Origin of the sequence: Flavobacterium davisii (genome assembly GCF_019565505.1) — a bacterium.
Taxonomy (GTDB): Bacteria; Bacteroidota; Bacteroidia; order Flavobacteriales; family Flavobacteriaceae; genus Flavobacterium; species Flavobacterium davisii.
On the sequence record NZ_CP067378.1, the window covers coordinates 2,491,984 to 2,509,173 of the forward strand.

At 31.1% G+C, this 17,190-nt stretch carries 14 protein-coding genes and 4 pseudogenes; 8 read left to right on the forward strand and 10 right to left on the reverse strand.

What is annotated here, in order from left to right:
- Nucleotides 1-232: 232 nt before the first annotated feature.
- The 3 genes and pseudogenes from JJC05_RS11865 (at nucleotide 233) to JJC05_RS11875 (ending at nucleotide 2,082) form a co-directional block, all read left to right on the forward strand.
- On the forward strand, nucleotides 233-847 hold the full coding sequence (locus JJC05_RS11865; RefSeq protein ID WP_105196093.1) for a LemA family protein: 615 nt from the start codon (nucleotides 233-235) through the stop codon (nucleotides 845-847).
- Nucleotides 847-1,284 (forward strand): TPM domain-containing protein, encoded by a 438-nt coding sequence (locus JJC05_RS11870; protein ID WP_105196094.1) that lies wholly within the window; start codon nucleotides 847-849, stop codon nucleotides 1,282-1,284. The genes JJC05_RS11865 and JJC05_RS11870 overlap by 1 nt, the downstream gene beginning before the upstream one ends.
- A 1-nt stretch (nucleotide 1,285) precedes the next feature.
- Nucleotides 1,286-2,082: pseudogene (locus tag JJC05_RS11875) on the forward strand (TPM domain-containing protein).
- A 411-nt stretch (nucleotides 2,083-2,493) separates the two neighbouring features.
- Here JJC05_RS11875 and leuB read toward each other — a convergent pair.
- From leuB to JJC05_RS11895, 4 genes and pseudogenes are all read right to left on the reverse strand, one after another.
- Nucleotides 2,494-3,610, reverse strand: a pseudogene (gene leuB / locus JJC05_RS11880) (3-isopropylmalate dehydrogenase).
- Between the two features lie 11 nt (nucleotides 3,611-3,621).
- Nucleotides 3,622-4,232: pseudogene (gene leuD / locus JJC05_RS11885) on the reverse strand (3-isopropylmalate dehydratase small subunit).
- 16 nt (nucleotides 4,233-4,248) lie between these two features.
- Nucleotides 4,249-5,623, reverse strand: a pseudogene (gene leuC / locus JJC05_RS11890) (3-isopropylmalate dehydratase large subunit).
- Nucleotides 5,624-5,695: 72 nt separating this feature from the next.
- The gene (locus JJC05_RS11895; RefSeq protein ID WP_258928812.1) at nucleotides 5,696-6,790 is read right to left on the reverse strand and encodes a 2-isopropylmalate synthase; all 1,095 of its coding nucleotides are present in this window, start codon (nucleotides 6,788-6,790) and stop codon (nucleotides 5,696-5,698) included.
- Nucleotides 6,791-6,933: 143 nt separating this feature from the next.
- Here JJC05_RS11895 and JJC05_RS11900 point away from each other — a divergent pair, with 143 nt between their 5' ends.
- Nucleotides 6,934-8,478: a hypothetical protein gene (locus tag JJC05_RS11900; RefSeq protein WP_105196099.1), complete on the forward strand. Its 1,545-nt coding sequence runs from the start codon at nucleotides 6,934-6,936 to the stop codon at nucleotides 8,476-8,478.
- Nucleotides 8,479-8,637: 159 nt separating this feature from the next.
- On the opposite strand, the gene JJC05_RS11905 is transcribed toward JJC05_RS11900, so the two are convergent.
- The 6 genes from JJC05_RS11905 to der all read right to left on the reverse strand — a co-directional run bounded on the left by JJC05_RS11905 (nucleotide 8,638) and on the right by der (nucleotide 13,209).
- A complete protein-coding gene (locus tag JJC05_RS11905; protein WP_235878877.1) occupies nucleotides 8,638-8,883 on the reverse strand; it encodes a T9SS type A sorting domain-containing protein in 246 nt (81 codons plus the stop codon).
- A 94-nt stretch (nucleotides 8,884-8,977) separates the two neighbouring features.
- A complete protein-coding gene (locus JJC05_RS11910; protein ID WP_235878878.1) occupies nucleotides 8,978-9,457 on the reverse strand; it encodes a GEVED domain-containing protein in 480 nt (159 codons plus the stop codon).
- Nucleotides 9,403-9,609: a hypothetical protein gene (locus JJC05_RS11915; protein WP_235877445.1), complete on the reverse strand. Its 207-nt coding sequence runs from the start codon at nucleotides 9,607-9,609 to the stop codon at nucleotides 9,403-9,405. Before JJC05_RS11915 ends, JJC05_RS11910 begins: the two co-directional genes overlap by 55 nt.
- 469 nt (nucleotides 9,610-10,078) lie before the next feature.
- On the reverse strand, nucleotides 10,079-10,828 hold the full coding sequence (locus tag JJC05_RS11920) for a hypothetical protein (protein ID WP_235877446.1): 750 nt from the start codon (nucleotides 10,826-10,828) through the stop codon (nucleotides 10,079-10,081).
- Nucleotides 10,829-10,842: 14 nt separating this feature from the next.
- On the reverse strand, nucleotides 10,843-11,685 hold the full coding sequence (locus JJC05_RS11925; protein WP_235877447.1) for a M43 family zinc metalloprotease: 843 nt from the start codon (nucleotides 11,683-11,685) through the stop codon (nucleotides 10,843-10,845).
- Nucleotides 11,686-11,898: 213 nt separating this feature from the next.
- Entirely contained in the window at nucleotides 11,899-13,209 is a 1,311-nt protein-coding gene (gene der / locus JJC05_RS11930) for a ribosome biogenesis GTPase Der (RefSeq protein WP_088389982.1), read from the reverse strand.
- A 119-nt stretch (nucleotides 13,210-13,328) separates the two neighbouring features.
- Here der and JJC05_RS11935 point away from each other — a divergent pair, with 119 nt between their 5' ends.
- The 4 genes from JJC05_RS11935 to JJC05_RS11950 all read left to right on the forward strand — a co-directional run bounded on the left by JJC05_RS11935 (nucleotide 13,329) and on the right by JJC05_RS11950 (nucleotide 17,153).
- On the forward strand, nucleotides 13,329-13,853 hold the full coding sequence (locus JJC05_RS11935; RefSeq protein ID WP_235877448.1) for a hypothetical protein: 525 nt from the start codon (nucleotides 13,329-13,331) through the stop codon (nucleotides 13,851-13,853).
- Nucleotides 13,854-13,994: 141 nt separating this feature from the next.
- Entirely contained in the window at nucleotides 13,995-14,621 is a 627-nt protein-coding gene (locus JJC05_RS11940; protein ID WP_235877449.1) for a TonB-dependent receptor plug domain-containing protein, read from the forward strand.
- 32 nt (nucleotides 14,622-14,653) lie between these two features.
- Nucleotides 14,654-16,231 (forward strand): TonB-dependent receptor, encoded by a 1,578-nt coding sequence (locus tag JJC05_RS11945; RefSeq protein WP_235877450.1) that lies wholly within the window; start codon nucleotides 14,654-14,656, stop codon nucleotides 16,229-16,231.
- A 49-nt stretch (nucleotides 16,232-16,280) separates the two neighbouring features.
- On the forward strand, nucleotides 16,281-17,153 hold the full coding sequence (locus JJC05_RS11950; protein ID WP_235877451.1) for a heme/hemin ABC transporter substrate-binding protein: 873 nt from the start codon (nucleotides 16,281-16,283) through the stop codon (nucleotides 17,151-17,153).
- The last annotated feature ends 37 nt before the right edge of the window (nucleotides 17,154-17,190 follow it).

The following is a 17,190-nucleotide window of genomic DNA, read 5'->3' on the forward strand; positions in this document are numbered from 1 at the left end:
TAACAATCGGATCCATATTCCGTCTAAATTTTAAAGAATGAATAATATGACAAAAGACTGTTTATTTAGTTCAGTTAAAAAATAATGTTTGATTCATCACAATATGCAATTTTTAATATTAAAAAAATAGGTTTATTTGTTTAATTTGTAAATTGTTTTTTAACAGGGATGCTTGTTTTTCCTTTTTAACACAAAAAATTAAAAAGATTCTAAAAAATAAATTTTGACAATTATGAGAAAATTTTTGCCTTGGATTATTATTGGAGTATTAATTTTAATAGGATACTCATATTTTAAAGGAATTAACAATACAGCAGTAGAGTTAGACCAAAATGTAAAAGAGGCTTGGGGTAATGTGCAAACTTCTTATCAACGTCGTAGTGATTTGATTGGTAATTTAGTTAGTACCGTAAAAGGAGCCGCTGATTTTGAAAAAGAAACTTTGACAGCCGTTATGGAAGCACGTTCTAAAGCAACACAAATCACAGTAGATCCTAGTAATATAACACCAGAACAATTAACGCAGTTTAATCAAGCACAAAGTGGAGTTTCTTCTGCATTGTCTCGTTTATTAGTTACAGTAGAGCAATACCCACAACTTAAAGCAAATGAAAACTTTTTGAAATTACAAGATGAGTTAACCAGTACAGAAAATACCATTCAAACGGCAAGAACACGCTTTAACGAAGCTATTAAGCCGTATAATAAACACGTGAAGATATTTCCAAATAGCATTTTTACAGGTTGGTTTGGTTTTAAAGAAAAACCTTATTTTGACGCAGAACCACAAGCACAAAATGCTCCTAAAATAGAGTTCAATTTTGATGATAAAACCGATAAAAAGTAATGTCAACGGTAGAAGATTTTTTATCAAAAACAGATGAAGAAGCGGTAGTAGAGGCTATTCGAACAGCTGAATCCTTAACCTCTGGTGAAATTCGTGTACATATAGAAAAAAACACTTCTTTAGTAGCATTAGAACGCGCTAAAGAGGTGTTTCATTTTTTAAAAATGAATCAGACCCAATTGCGTAATGGTGTCTTAGTATACATAGCTGTAGAATCTAAAATATTTGCTATTTATGGTGATAAAGGGATAAATGATGTAGTACCCGTTAATTTTTGGGAAAGTACACGTGATGTTATTTTAGAACAATTTAAACAAAGAAACTTTAAACAAGGATTAATAGAAGGAATCTTAAAAGCAGGAGAACAATTGCAAAAACATTTTCCTTGGACTGAAACAGATAAAAATGAACTGCCTGATGCTATATCTAAAGGTTAAAATGAAAAACACTAAACAGCATATATTAAACAACAAATTAGGTTGCTTCCTATTTCTATTGTTTTATTTTATAAATTATTCTTGGGCGCAATTTAATATTCCAAAAAAACCTAGTTTTCAAACCAGTGTATACGATTATGCTAAAGTGTTATCTGATAATGAAAGTAAATTATTAGAAGAAAAATTAATTAAATATTCAGACTCCACAACCTCCCAAATTGTATTTATTTCTATTGAAACACTCAAAGGAGAAAATATAGGTTTGTTAGCCCCTAGATGGGCACATACATGGGGTATAGGACAAGGGAAAGAGGATAATGGTGTAATTTTGCTTCTGGCAAAAAAAGAACGAAAAATTTGGATTTCACCGGTTATGGAGTAGAAGATCGTTTAACAGCTGGAATAACAGGTGAAATTGTTAGAGATTATATAATACCCGAATTTAAAAAAGGAAACTATTATGCAGGTCTCGATCAAGGAACGGATGCTATTATTCAAGCTCTAAAAGGAAAGTTTAAAGGCGAACGGAAAAAGAAAGAAAGTGGAGAAGATATGGGGGACATACTCTTTTTTATAATCCTAATTATCATCATCCTAATTATTGTTTTTAAGAACAAAGGAAATGGAAATAATCGAGGTGGGGGTGGATTAGATTTAGGTGATATTATCATTTTAAGTCGTATGGGACGCGGCGGTAGTAGCGGGTCTTTTGGTGGTAATTGGGGAGATAGCGGTGGTTTTGGCGGCGGTTTTGGTGGTGGCGGCTTTTCAGGTGGTGGTGCTGGCGGTGATTGGTAATTTTTTTAATATTAATTAATAATATTTTGAAGTAATTTTATTTGAACCCCAAATCCGTATTAAACTTGAACGAAGTGTATTGATGAGGTAAATCTGCTTCATTTTAATCATCAAAATAGTTTCTTATTTTTTCTTTTAAAATTTTGAGTGAGCATTTGAATTTTTTGAAAAGTTTCGTTACGAAATAGAGTCTACAGCATAATTCTATCTAACTTAGCTAAAATTATTTTATACGAGATAATATGGTGTTTGATCATTGATTGTCTCAAAGGGCTTCCATTTGGAAGCCTTTTTCATTTCAGCCAAAATCTGGAAGGAGATAAATTCACCATTTTATTCATAGGCTTCACTCTTATTTGTTAAAGAACAATACTTTCTTGAAATCTGGGTTGCATATAATTTAAGTAAGAACTAAATTAATACTGATTTACCTATTTTTAAATTTTCAATATTATTAATTTCAATGTTCTTATTCAAAATAAACTCAGCAATAGTGTCTCCAACAACCTCCGTTGAATAATTCAAATCTTTATTTAAGTCTACAGTTACTATTTTTGATTCTAATGCTTTGTTTACAGCCTTATTAATAGTGGCGCTTTCTTCATACAAACCAAAATGTTCTAAAAGCATAGCTGCACTTAAGATAGAGGCAATAGGATTTGCAATGTCCTTTCCTTTAGCTTGGGGATAGGAACCATGAATGGGTTCAAATAAAGCATTTGTTTTACCTACAGAAGCCGAAGCTAATAAACCAATTGACCCACCTATTACGCTCCCTTCATCTGAAAGAATATCACCAAACATATTTTCTGTTAAGATGATGTCAAATTGACTGGGGTTTAAAATTATTTGCATAGCGGCATTATCTACAAATAAAAAATCTAATATCACATCAGGATAATCTTTTGCTATTTCTGTAACTACTTTTCTCCAAAGTCTAGATGATTCTAATACATTTGCTTTGTCTACTAAAGTAAGATGCTTTTTCCTAGTTTGAGCTGCTTTAAAAGCAAGATGACTAATTCTTTCAATTTCTTCTTTTGAATATTCGCATAAATCAGAAGCTATGGTACCTGCCTCGTTTAATTTTTTTTTCTCCAAAATAAATACCGCCTGTAAGTTCTCGATAAATTATCATATCTGTTCCTTGAATAATCTCTCTTTTTAAGGGCGATTTACTAAGTAATGTTTCATAAGCTTTTATCGGACGAATGTTGGCAAACAGTCCTAATTCTTTTCTTAATTTTAGCAATCCTTGTTCAGGTCTTACTTTTGCTTTAGGATCATGATCATATAGAGGATCGCCTATGGCTCCAAAAAGGACAGCATGACTTTCTTTGCATAGTTTTAAAGTTTCTTCGGGTAGCGGATTACCAGTTGTGTCTATTGCAATAGCTCCTACAATAGCTTCCTTAAAAATAAAGGTATGTTTGTATATTTTAGCTATAGCTTTTAGTGCTTTTACAGCTTGTTTTGTAACTTCTGGACCAATGCCGTCTCCTGATAATAATGCTATGTTTATTTCCATGTTGTTTAAGCTTATATTGTTGTTTTGGGATAAGATAAGTTTCTTGATTTTTCGAAGGCTACAATTTTGTCGGTGTTATTTATTAAAAAATCTATATCATCATAGCCGTTTATCATACAGATTTTTTTATAAGTATCTATTTCAAATTTTTCAGTTTTAGACAAGTTTGTAACTGTAATAGTTTGCGTTTCTAAATTAACTTCAATTGGCGCTTTGGGATTTCTATTTAGTAAATCTAATGTTTCGGCTAAAAAGAAGGGCTTACTTGTACAGGTAATAAGCCATTGTTTAGTGCATTTTCCTTAAATATATCGGCAAAATAGCTAGAAACAATTACTCTAAAACCATAATCGGTTAGTGCCCAAGCAGCATGTTCTCTACTGCTACCACAACCAAAATTATCTCCAGTGACTAAAATGGTACCTGAATAGTTAGAATTATTTAATATAAAAGAATCAATTGGATTGTTCTGATTGTCAAAACGCCAATCTCTAAATAGATTATTTCCAAAACCAATTTTGTTTGTTACTTTTAAAAAGCGTGCAGGTATAATTTGGTCAGTGTCTATATTTTCTACTGGTAGAGGTACTGCTGTGGCTATTAATTTTGTAAACTTTTCCATATTTTATTTTTTTAACTTATACCATTACAATTTTGCCTTCAATAGCAATTGCAGCGGCTAAAATGGGGCTGGTTAATAATGTTCTGGCACCGGGTCCTTGACGTCCTTCAAAATTTCTATTAGAGGTAGAAACACAGTATTCTCCTGCTGGAATTTTATCGTCATTCATAGCCAGACAAGCAGAACAACCGAAGTTGTCTAATTTCAAAACCAGCTTCTTCAAAAATTTGATTTAAACCTTCTTCTTTAATTTGTTTAGCTACTAGTTGTGACCCCGGTACAATTAGAGCATGTACGTTGCTTGCTTTTTGTTTTCCTTTTATATAATTAGCAGCAGCTCTAAAATCTTCAATTCGGGAGTTAGTACAACTGCCAATAAAAACATAGTTAATGGTTTTATTTAATAAATATTCACCTTTACTAAATCCCATATATTCTATGGCTTTATTAAAAGAAGGGTCATTATTTATAAAGGGAATAGCCTCTGTTATTTTGACTCCCATTCCGTGATTCGTTCCATAAGTAATCATAGGGGCAATATCTTGAGCATCAAAATAATACTCTTTATCAAAAAGAGCTCCATCATCTGTTGGGAGAGTTTTCCAATAGGCTATTTTTTCTTCTAATTCTTTTTCTTTTGGAGCCAATTCTTTTTCTTTTATATATTCAAAAGTTATTTCATCAGGTGCTATCATACCTCCTCTGGCTCCCATTTCAATACTCATATTACAGATTGTCATACGTCCTTCCATAGACATTTCGCTGAAAACATTTCCAGCATATTCACAAAAATAACCTGTTCCTGCATTGGTGCCAATTTTTGAAATTATGTATAATATAACATCTTTAGGAGTTACGTTATTGGCTAGTTTGCCATTTACATTAACACGTAAGCTCTTGGGTTTATTTAATAATAAGCATTGACTCGCAAAAACTTGTGCTACTTGGCTGGTTCCAATTCCAAAAGCGATGGTTCCAAAAGCGCCATGAGTAGAAGTATGACTATCACCACACACCATCGTCATTCCCGGTAATGTCATTCCTAATTCAGGAGCTATTACATGAACAATTCCTTGATATTGATGGCCTAAACCATAAAGTAGGATCTTGTTTTTTTTGCAATTTTTCGTTAATTGTTCTACTTGTTGTCTTGATAATTCGTCCTTAATGGGGAGGTGTTGATTAATAGTAGGGACATTATGATCTACGGTGGCAATAATCTGATTGGGTCTAAAAATAGAAATATTACGTTCCTCTAATTCTGCAAATGCTTGAGGACTTGTTACTTCATGTATTAAATGTTTGTCTATATATAAAATTTGAGGACCATTGGGCACTGTGCTTACTACATGGCTATCCCAAACTTTGTCAAATAAGGTTTTCTTTTCCATTACGCCAATATTTCTATTTTACTTAATTCAATAATTTTATGTACATCTTCATCTATGACTTCTTTTTTTCGATCAGCAAACTTTAGAAATTCTGGATAAACGGCATCTAATTGTAGTTTTGTTAATTCGTAGCCTATTTTTTTTTGCGCGATATGCTAATGCGGCTCGACCACTTCTTGCAGTAAGAATAATCGAAGATTCATTAACTCCTACATCGCTGGGGTTTATAATTTCATAAGTTGCTCTGTTTTTGATTACTCCATCTTGATGGATGCCTGAACTATGAGCAAAAGCATTAGATCCTACTATAGCTTTATTAGGCTGTATAAGCATTCCCATTTGTTCGGAAACTAATTGACTCATTTCGTATAATAATTTAGAATTTACGTTTGTACTAAATCCTAAATCAGGATGCTGACGTAAAATCATTACAATTTCTTCTAAAGAAGTATTGCCAGCTCTTTCTCCAATTCCATTTACAGTACATTCTATTTGTTTGGCACCATTCATGATACCAGCAACTGCATTAGCTGTGGCTAATCCTAAATCGTTATGACAATGACAAGATAAGATAGCATGATCTATTCCTTTTACATTATCTTTTAGATATTTTATTTTAGCTCCGTATTCATCTGGTAAGCAATACCCTGTGGTATCAGGAATGTTTAAAACAGTAGCGCCTGCACTTATTACCTCACTACAAATTAGAGCGAGGAATTTATTATCTGTTCTTCCTGCATCTTCGGCATAAAATTCAATATCATCTACAAACTTTTTAGCAAAAGAAACCGCTTTTACGGCTCGTTCAATAATTTCGTCGCGAGTTGCATTGAATTTATGTTTTATATGATAATCAGAAGTTCCTATACCTGTATGAATACGAGGTTTGTTGGCTTTTTCTAATGCTCTTATAGCTACTTCTATATCTTGTTTTACGGCTCGGGTTAAACCACATACAGTTGCATTTTGAACGATTTTAGAAATAGCCTTTACAGATTCAAATTCTCCTGGACTAGAAACAGGAAAACCTGCTTCAATTACATCAACGCCTAGTTCATCCAAACGTGAAGCAATTACTAATTTTTGCTCCTTGTTTAGTTTACATCCGTGTACTTGTTCACCATCGCGAAGAGTTGTGTCAAAAATTTTTATTTTCTGATTTTCCATAAAATATTTTACATTTTGATAGCGAATTTATATTTTGTGTAAGCATTAAAATGATTTTAAAATATTGATTTTACAATATCTAAAGAGTAATGAAATAGTCATAAGTGCTTTAATAATAATGGATTAATAAAAAATAAATTACAATGTCTAACCTTACAAAAGATAATCTTCATATTTTAATTCATTCGCTTTCAAAATCTGAAAAAAGGCATTTTAAACTATATGTCAATAGATTGGGAATTAATACGGATGCTAAGTTTTTATTACTTTTTAATTTGCTTGATAGAATGACAGAATATGATGAAGAGGAGATATTAAAAAGTAAAATTGTTACAAAACTTCAGTTGTCTAATTTAAAAGCGCATTTATATAAACAAATTTTGGTTAGTTTACGATTAAATCCGATGAATCAAAATATGCGAATTTTGATAAGAGAACAGCTTGATTTTGCTACTATTTTGTATCAAAAAGGATTGTATAAACAAAGTTTGAAAATTCTTGATAAAGCAAAAATGATGGCTATTGAAAATGAAGAAAAAAATATTGCGTATGAAATTGTAGAGTTGGAAAAAGTGATAGAATCGCAATATATTACCCGTAGTATCATTAACCGAGCAGATGAGTTAGCTATTCAAGCAAAAGATCTTAGTAAACAAAATGTAATGGCTAGCAAATTATCTAATTTATCCCTTCAACTTTATAGTATTATGCTCAAAAGTGGTTATGCTAAAAGTGATGAAGAAATGAAAGAAATAACGGAATATTTTAATAAAAATGTTCCAAAATATAAATACGAAGAATTAGGATTTAGAGAAAAATTATGGCTTTATAAAGCGTTTTTATGGAAACATTTGCTTGTTCAAGATTTTTTGAGTTGTTATAAATATTCTACTAAATGGATCGAGTTGTTTTATGAAAACGAACATCAAATATATATTAATCCAGTATGGTTTTTAAAAGGAGCAACTTATTTATTAGAATGTTTGTATTTAATTAAGTATAAGTCAAGCTTTAAAGTTACTTTAAGTCGGATTGAATATACTATTCAATCCGATTCTTTTCCTAAAAATGATAATATAAATTCGCTTGCCTTTTTGTGTATTTATAACAATAAACTTAATTTACACTTTTTAGAAGGAACTTTTGATGAAGGACTTTTGTTAATAGAAGAAGTGGAAAAATTAATAAAAATGTACAAAAATAGGATTGATGATCATCACATAATGGTTTTTTATTATAAAATAGCTTGCTTGTATTTTGGGACTAATAATAATAGAAAGTGTATAGAATATTTGACTAAAATTATAGAGAATAAAAACTTAAGCATGCGAGAAGATTTGATGTGTTTTTCTAGAATTTTAAATTTAGTAGCACATTATGAAGCATGTATGGATTATCAGCTGGAAATACAATTAAAAGCTACTTATAAATTTCTTATAAAAATGAATGATTTACATGAAGTTCAAAGAGAAATGATTAAGTTTTTGAAAAATTTAGGTGATATTTATCCTCATCAATTAAAAAATGAGTTTAAAAAACTTCACACGAAATTAAAAACATTTGAAAATCATTCTTACGAAAAAAGAGCATTTCTTTATTTAGATATTATTTCGTGGTTGGAGAGTAAAATTGAAAATAAGCCTGTAGCTGATATAATTAAGTCTAAAAGTAAATTTTTAACGCGCTAGTTGTATATTTGTTAATACAAAGAAGGTGCTCTAAAAGAAGGAATTTTCTTATTTGGATTAAAGAAAGATTCAAAAGAATTGAACAGGTAAAGTAGTTTCTATTACGTGTTGTTTATTCTTTACTTTTAGAACACCTTCATGGTAAGGGTAAAACTTAAATTATTTTAAAAAGATACGTTTACTTTCTTGAATACCTTCTTTAGAAATTAATTTTACTTCATATAGACCTCTAGGTAAATTTTGTACTGAATAGTTTTCCATTGGTCGTGTTGTTCTTACTAATTGGCCTAAGTTGTTATAAATTTCTATCCAATTATCATTAGATGAGTTTTCAGATAGAGTAAATGTTACTTGGTCTGTGGCAGGGTTTGGTGAAATGATAAATTTAGATTCTTCTTTGTTAATAGGTCCCGTTAGAGGTAGTGTTACATTTACGGGATTACTCCAGTTACTTTGAGCTGTAGAGTTAAGTGCTTTTACTCTAAACTGAAATTGTGTGCTAGATCCGAGGTTTTAAGATATAGAGATAATAACTGGTTGAAGTCCCTACTGTGTACCAAGTGCCAGAAGTGTTTAATTGTACTTCGTAGCTATTGGCATTAGGAACGGTATCCCATAACGCATAAAATCCATTTTTAGAAATCCCACCGTTTAAATAAGCATAAGGTGTTTGTAAAGTTGTACTTTGTTCCTGTATTTGTACAGTATAATCCTCAATTTCTCCATTATTTATATTTCCACAAGGAGTATTAGAAGTGTCATTATAACGCATTGTTATACGCATGCGAAAAGTGCCTTTTGTTGTGGATGGTATAGAAAAACTTCCTGCGTACTCTTTGTTTGTTAATGCTGTTTTTAATACAATTTCGGAGTTTTCAAACTGTCTGTTATCATTGTAATCAATCCAAATTGTCCAAGACTCATTTAGAGAAGAAGATGTAAAACCGGTGTAAGTAGTGTACTTACTTGTTCTCCAGATTTTAAGCTAATTGTTTTTGCTGTATAATTACCATATCCATCAAGATCCGCTCCAGAAGTATTACTGAAAGAGCCTAACTTAATAGTTTTAATATATTCATTAGTGTTAGTTGAATTGGCTTTGCAATAATCAATATAATCATTAGGAGCCATAATAATGGTTTCATTAGAATAACCTGATTTTTCGGATCCTTTGTAAGCACTTACTCTGTATTTATAGCTAATGCCACTACTAATAGAATTGTCGGTATAGGTAGAAGTGTTTGCTACTAAAGTTTTAATTATTTGATAAGTTCCACCATTAATGGATTTTTCTACATAAAAACCATCCTCTGTAGTGTTTTTATCATTCCAGTTTAAAATTACAGCATTGTTGTTTATATAAGATGTAAGATTTGATGGAGAAGTTAATAAAACTTGTTGATCTTTTTCACCCGCTTTTATAGGGGCTCCGAGCTGTGTATTATAAGCATATTCTGTAATTCTATAACCTTCTGATCCACTAACAGGCTCTACTTTAAAATATCCATAACAGATATTACCGTCAATTTTATATTCATAACCAATATATCCTATTTGGCCTCTCCAGTCATTATATGATGGATTAATTACGTCTAATTGATTAGGGTAGGCTCCGAGGAGCTGTAAAGTTAGAAGAACTGTTTATTTCTGTTCCTTTTGTTAAACGAGTAATATTTCGTGTGTTCGCGTTGCATATTAAGCGTTTTCCGTAAGTTTCTAATTTGTATTTATCGGTTTCAAACAACCAAAATCCATACGATGTATCGTCTCCTTTTTCAGTGCTAAAGAAAAGCCATGTTTGGCTAGGAGTTGCCATCCAATTGGGTTGTCCTTTAGCTAGAAATATGCCATACGGATCTATAAAATCGAATTTAATATTTAATTTGTCTGATATTAAGTTATTAATACCTCCAGAAAAAGCAGCAGGTAAAAATTTGATACTAGCTAAAATATTATTACTAATTTGATGGTTTTGTGCCAAGCCTTCTAATGTAAGAGTTGCTTTAGAATTATTGATTAGAGTTATTACGGGATTTAATCCTTGTGGAAAATTAGTTAATGTGTAATGAGTTCCTTGAATAAGTTTTCCAGAGGATAAAGAAAAAGTTTTTCCTCCAGTTAGGCTTAACTCATTTGTTTGTGTGAAAGAACCATTATTGCTTAAGTTTTCTTTGTAAATACTTAACGGTGCGCTAATAGAAGCTAATTGATTGTCGTATACGCCTGTGGCTAGTAAATTTGAATTTTGCCAAAGACTAATTCTAGCTTCATGTTGCATTGCCGCAATCATTCGGTCAACTTGTCCTCTAGTAAACATTTTATAACAACCTCTTGCGCCGTTATAGCCCATATAATTTTCAATATTTACTTTATCTCCATCACAATTTGTACTGGTGTACAGTTTAAAGAATGTTTAGCATCTTCTTTAGGAGTATCATCTACTTGATCTGTTCCGGTACAACCATCTTCAAATGTGTGAATTAGATTAAAAAAGTGTCCAAATTCATGTGTAAGAGTAGAGGAAAATTCCTTATCTGTGTTACCTAATAGATAAGCACCATTAAAAACTATTCTGGCGGTATTATTATTAGTCATATTTAGATCAGGATACCAAGCAACTCCAGAGTTATTGTATATGTTTTGATTGTATAAATCATTTTGAATATAAACGTTTACATATTTTTTGTTATCCCAAGCATCTGCTGCAATTTGAGTGTCATATCCTCCTCCGTTTCCATAGCCATTTTTTATGCTATGAAAAACAACTCCTGTAGTGTTGCCTCCGTTAGGATCAATTTTTGCTAATCTAAATTGAATGTTTAATGTGGCTCTACGGGATTGAAAAAAAGGTTCAACGCTGTTAAAGTCATCATTAAGCCCATTAAAATCATTATTAACGGCATTTAATGCGTTAACGATTTTTTCATAAGTAACACTTTTTCCGCTTTGTGTAGTGCCGTAAATGTGAAAAACAACAGGAATAATATAACTAGTAGCTAAAGCTTTGTTGTTTGTGCTTTTGTTTTTACGTAAATTCTCTACAAACTTTTTGGTAAAGATTTCAAATTCATTTCTTTTCTTTAAAGCGTTAGGATTTTTTCTTAATGTAATTTCGTTTTGTTCTTTTGTTCCGCACTCTAAAATCTGAGCGAATAAACCTCCTTCAAGACTTAATAGAAGGGAAATTAAGATTAATGCTTTTTTCATAATTCTGTTTTTTGGTTTTTTATTTATACATAATGCAATTTATTGTTGTTTTTTTTATGTTTTTTATATTTTTTTAATAATAAAGAATACTATTCTATCCTGTTTTTTGTTTGTTGAGAATGGAATTATTTGCTATGAAAGAATGAAATAGTTTCTAAATAAAAAAGCCACTGCTTATTTGAGCAATGGCTTTTAAATAAAGACGGTATTATTTTATTTTTCTCTTATGTAAATATCAATTGGTACACCTTCAAAGTTCCAGTTGTTTCTGATTTTATTTTCTAAGAAACGTTTGTATGGATCTTTTACATATTGAGGCAAGTTAGCAAAGAACACAAACTGCGGTGATTGTGTTGGTAACTGCATACAGTATTTAATTTTTATGTATTTACCTTTTAATGCGGGAGGTGGCATGTGTTCAATTATATTGAGCATATATTCGTTGAATTTAGAGGTAGGAATACGTTGCTTTTTGTTTTCATATACCTGAACGGCTGTTTCTAATGCTTTTAATAAACGTTGTTTAGTTAATGCTGAAACAAAAATAATAGGAACATCTGTAAAAGGAGCTATTTCTTCACGAATTTTGGCTTCATATAGTTTCGTGGTCATCGTATCTTTTTCAACTAGATCCCATTTGTTAACAAGAATAACAACTCCTTTGCGATTTTTTTCTGCTAACCAAAAAATATTTTGATCTTGTCCTTCAAAGCCACGAGTAGCATCTATCATTAAGATACAAACATCACTATGTTCAATGGCACGAACTGAACGCATTACAGAGTAAAACTCTAGATCTTCTTTGACTTTTGATTTACGACGAATGCCAGCTGTATCAACTAAATTAAATTCAAAACCAAAACGATTGTACTTGGTATCAATAGCGTCACGAGTAGTACCCGCAATATCAGTTACTACAAAACGATCCTCTCCAATTAGAGCATTAATAAATGAAGATTTACCGGCATTAGGTCGACCTACTACACAAAAACGAGGTAATGGATTTTCATCTTCTGTGGTTTCGGGTAGTTCGGGTAACATTTCGACTAATTTGTCTAATAGTTCTCCTGTACCGCTACCATTCATCCCTGCAATAGTATAATATTCTCCTAAACCTAAAGAATAGAACTCAACAGCATCACCCATGCGCATAGCATTATCTACTTTATTAACGGCTACCAAAACAGGTTTGTCTACTTTACGGAGTAAATTAGCTACTTCCATATCCATAGGGGTTACGCCTTCCTCTACGTCTACAACAAAAATAATAGCATCCGCTTCGTCAATGGCTAGTTCTACCTGTTTACGGATTTCTCCTTCAAAAATATCATCAGAACCTTTAATATAACCACCTGTGTCAATTACAGAAAACTCTTTTCCATTCCATTCACTTTTGCCATAAATGCGGTCACGTGTTACCCCTGCAACAGAATCAACAATAGCTTCACGACGTTGAATTAATCGGTTAAAAAAAGTTGATTTCCCTACATTAGGTCTTCCTACAATGGCTACGATATTATTCATTTTTCAATTTTTCAGTCCGCAAAGGTAAAAAAAACAAACTGGTTACACATTCTTTTTAGCAAAATTATCTTTCCATGGATCTGATTTTTATATATTTGCTTCTCCCACAAAAAGTTTAAATGAGAAAAATTATCCTATTGTTGCTTGCCATCGTTATACTCATGCATGCTGGGGTAATTAGTCCTTTGTTTGAAATTAAGCAAAATTTTCTAAAATTAGGAATGTTAGAAAAGTATTCAGAAAAGGATTGTTTTGTGATGAAATTGTCTTTGAATGAATTTTTTAAAAAAAGAATTTCAGATCATGAAATGATAATAGATAAAGAACTACATGATATTGTGGAAGTAAAAAGAATTGATCAATATGTTATTCTGAAATTAATTAATGATCAAATTGAAAAAAAATACCTTAATAAAACGAAAGATTATAAAGAAAAAAGTAGTGCAGGATCTAAAAATAAAAATCATATTCCAAAAGTAAAATTTTTTTATTGTGGTGAAAATCTTCAAATTTTACTAATAAAAAATAAGCCCATTTGGCGTGTAGTGAAATTAAATAGAAATGATTCTTTGATTTGTTTGCAAAGTGAACAAGGCGTAGAATCACCTCCTCCAGAGTATACAACTAGACATGTTTTAATATAATAAATTAACCAATAGTTAAAGTAAAGAACAGTCTTAAGTTTACTTGGTAGCTATTTGTTTTATTGAGGTATTAACTAGCTAAAGATAAAATATTAGCTGATTTTGATACAAAAAAAATATTTAAATTAAGTAAAAGTATACATGAAAATTATAAATAAAGTAGGAGTTGCATTATTAGCACTTACTTCAATTCAAGCTATTTCGCAAGATAAAAAGAAAAATATAGAAATTAATAAATTAAGTGAAGTAGAAATTACAGCTACCTCACAATCGGACAAAACATTATTAAAACAAGCAGCATCTATTTCTAAATTAGAATCAAAAGAACTTCAACGTGGTACAGGATTGTTTTTTGATGATGCCGTAAATACAAATATACCGGGGATGTTTATGCAACGTCGTACAGTATCTGCAGGGCAAACATTCAATATCCGTGGATATGGAAATGGAGCAAGAGGGACTAATGGTACTAATAGTAATTTTGATTCACAAGGAGTAAAAGTATATTTAAATAATATACCTTTAACAGATGCAGAAGGAATTACTTTAATGGATGATATTGATTTTAATTCAATTGGAGAAGTTGAAGTTTTAAAAGGGCCAGCAGGTTCGTTATACGGATTAGCCATTGCGGGGGCTGTAAATTTAAAAACAATGAAGCCAGAGGCAGGAAAAACCTCTATTTCTCAAAATACCATGTTTGGGAGCTATGGTTTAAGACGTTTAACATCCCAAATAGCTGTAGGAAGTGAAAAATCATCTTTTTAATTAATTATGGAAATCAGAAGTACGATGGTTTTATGAATCATACTGCTTCTAAAAAAGATTTTGTAAATATTTTGGCTGATTTTAATTTAAGTAATAAGCAAAAAATAAACGCTTATGTTGGATATACGAATAGTTATGAAGAAAGAAATGGAGAACTTACAATAGCTCAGTATCAAAATTTAGATTATTCGGGTAATCCAGCTTATATTAAAAATAATGCACATAGCAACGTAATTAGTTTCCGAGCAGGATTAAATCATTTTTATCAAATTTATAAAAATCTGAGTAATTCCACTTCTGTTTTTGGTTCAGGAATTAGCAGTAATGTAAGTTCTGCTGGAGGATGGACAGATAAATTACCGATCAATTATGGTTTTCGTTCTACATTTGATAGTAAATGGGAGTTAGGTAATGATTTTAAATTATCAGGTATTACAGGTATTGAAGTACAAATGCAAAATGCGCAAATATTAGCTTATCCTATGGGAAATCCTGTAAATGCAGATGGATATAATACAGTGGGCGTTTTAAGAAGTAATTTATACGTTTTATCCAAAACAAACGCCGTATTTACAGAATGGACTTTAAATTTGCCGTATGACTTTTCTTTAACCGCAGGTATTAGTTCAAATTACATGGGAATAGATTCAAGTGATAGATTCCCTTACATTTATAATGCTTCAGGAAATCCACAAGTAACTCAAAATACGAAACCACTAAATTTTAATGTATCGTACAAGGATATGTATTCTCCAAAAGTAGCTATAAATAAAGTTTTTTATAAAATGATATCCGTTTATGCCTCTTACAATAAGGCATATAAAGCCCCTGTTAGTGGTTATTTGTTTATTCCTGAAATAAACCAAGTGAATAGTAATTTACGTCCAGAAATTGGAGAACAATGGGAAGTTGGTACAAAAGGAAAACTTTTAGACGGACGTTTAGGATTTGAATTGGCTGCTTTTAGAACAAATTTTAAAGATAAAATGGCAACAGTTTCAGTTGCCGATCCAGCTAATATAACTAAACTATACAGTTATATGATTAATGGTGGAAGTCAGTTACATAAAGGAATCGAAGGTAATTTAAAATATGAAATAATAAATACAACAAATGGTTTTCTAAAGTCATTAACACCATTTGTAAATGGGACATATTCTGATTTTACATACCAAGATTATAAATTTAGTAGAACTACTAGTGGTGCTAATACGACTCAAAATATTTATGATTTTTCAAGATTGAGCGTATTAGGAACTCCCAAATGGGTTGCTAATGCAGGAATAGATTTTGCAACTAAATTAGGGATTTATGGTAATGTAACATTTAATCATAGAGGGACAGCTAATTTTGCATACGTTCCTGTGGATAGAACAAATTCAAATTTACAAATCTCTACTGCAGATAAATATAATTTGCTACATGCTAAATTAGGATTAAAAATGAATGTAATCAATCATTTAGATTTAGATATATTCTCAGGTGTAAATAATATAACGAATGTGCAGTATTATCAAATGATTTTTGTTAATCAAATGCCTGATGCTTATATTCCGGCCCCTTTGAAAGCAACCTTCTTTGGAGGGATAAATTTAAAATATACTTTTTAATATGACTTAGAGCGGTGTTAGTACCGCTCTAAAATTTTTAATTTATTTTATGAAAAAAATAGCGCTATTTGTAATAACATTAATCTCCATTATTAATTGTAAACGTTTTAATAATGAAGAAAATCAAAATACAGGAAAAGAACGTATTGTATGTATTGCCAAGCAATATACTGAAATAGCCTTTGCACTGGGTGCCCAAAAAGATATAGTAGCGGTTGATTTATCCAGTACTTTTCCAGAAGAAGCCAAGAAAATACCCACGGTAGGTTATCATCGCGCACTAAGTATAGAAGCCATTTTAGCTCAAAAACCAACATTAATTTTAGAAGATGATAACATAGGCCCAGAACATGTAGTAGACCAGTTAAAAAAATTACAAATCCCAATGAAACGTTTCGGAGAGTATAGTAAGTCTATAGAAGGTACGGATTCTTTAATTACCGAAATGGGAGAGTATTTTCATAAAGAAAAAGAAGCACAAAAACTATGTCAGAATTTAAAGTCAGATATGAATAAAGCACTAAATGAAGCAAAAAAACATACAAAAAAACCTAAAGTATTGGTAATTCATTACGGGCAAGCATCAAACGTGTTTTTAGTAATGACTAGTAAAAGTGTAGGAGCTAAAATGATTGAATGGGCAGGAGGTAGATTATCCATTCAGGATAAAAAAGGCATGAAGCATTTATCACCAGAATTAGTTGCAGCTTCTGATCCTGATGTGATTTTAATGACCGATTTTGGATATGATAAATTAGATGGCGATTTAAATAAAATCAAAGATTTACCGAGAGTATCCAGTACTAAAGCATTCAAGAATAAGCAGGTTTATCGTATTGAGGAACATGATTTAGTTTACATGGGACCGCGTACAGGTAAGAATGTATTATTAATTCAAGGACTAATCCATAAAGAAAAATAATTTAATAATAACTCTTATTAGAGTCTATAGTGAAATA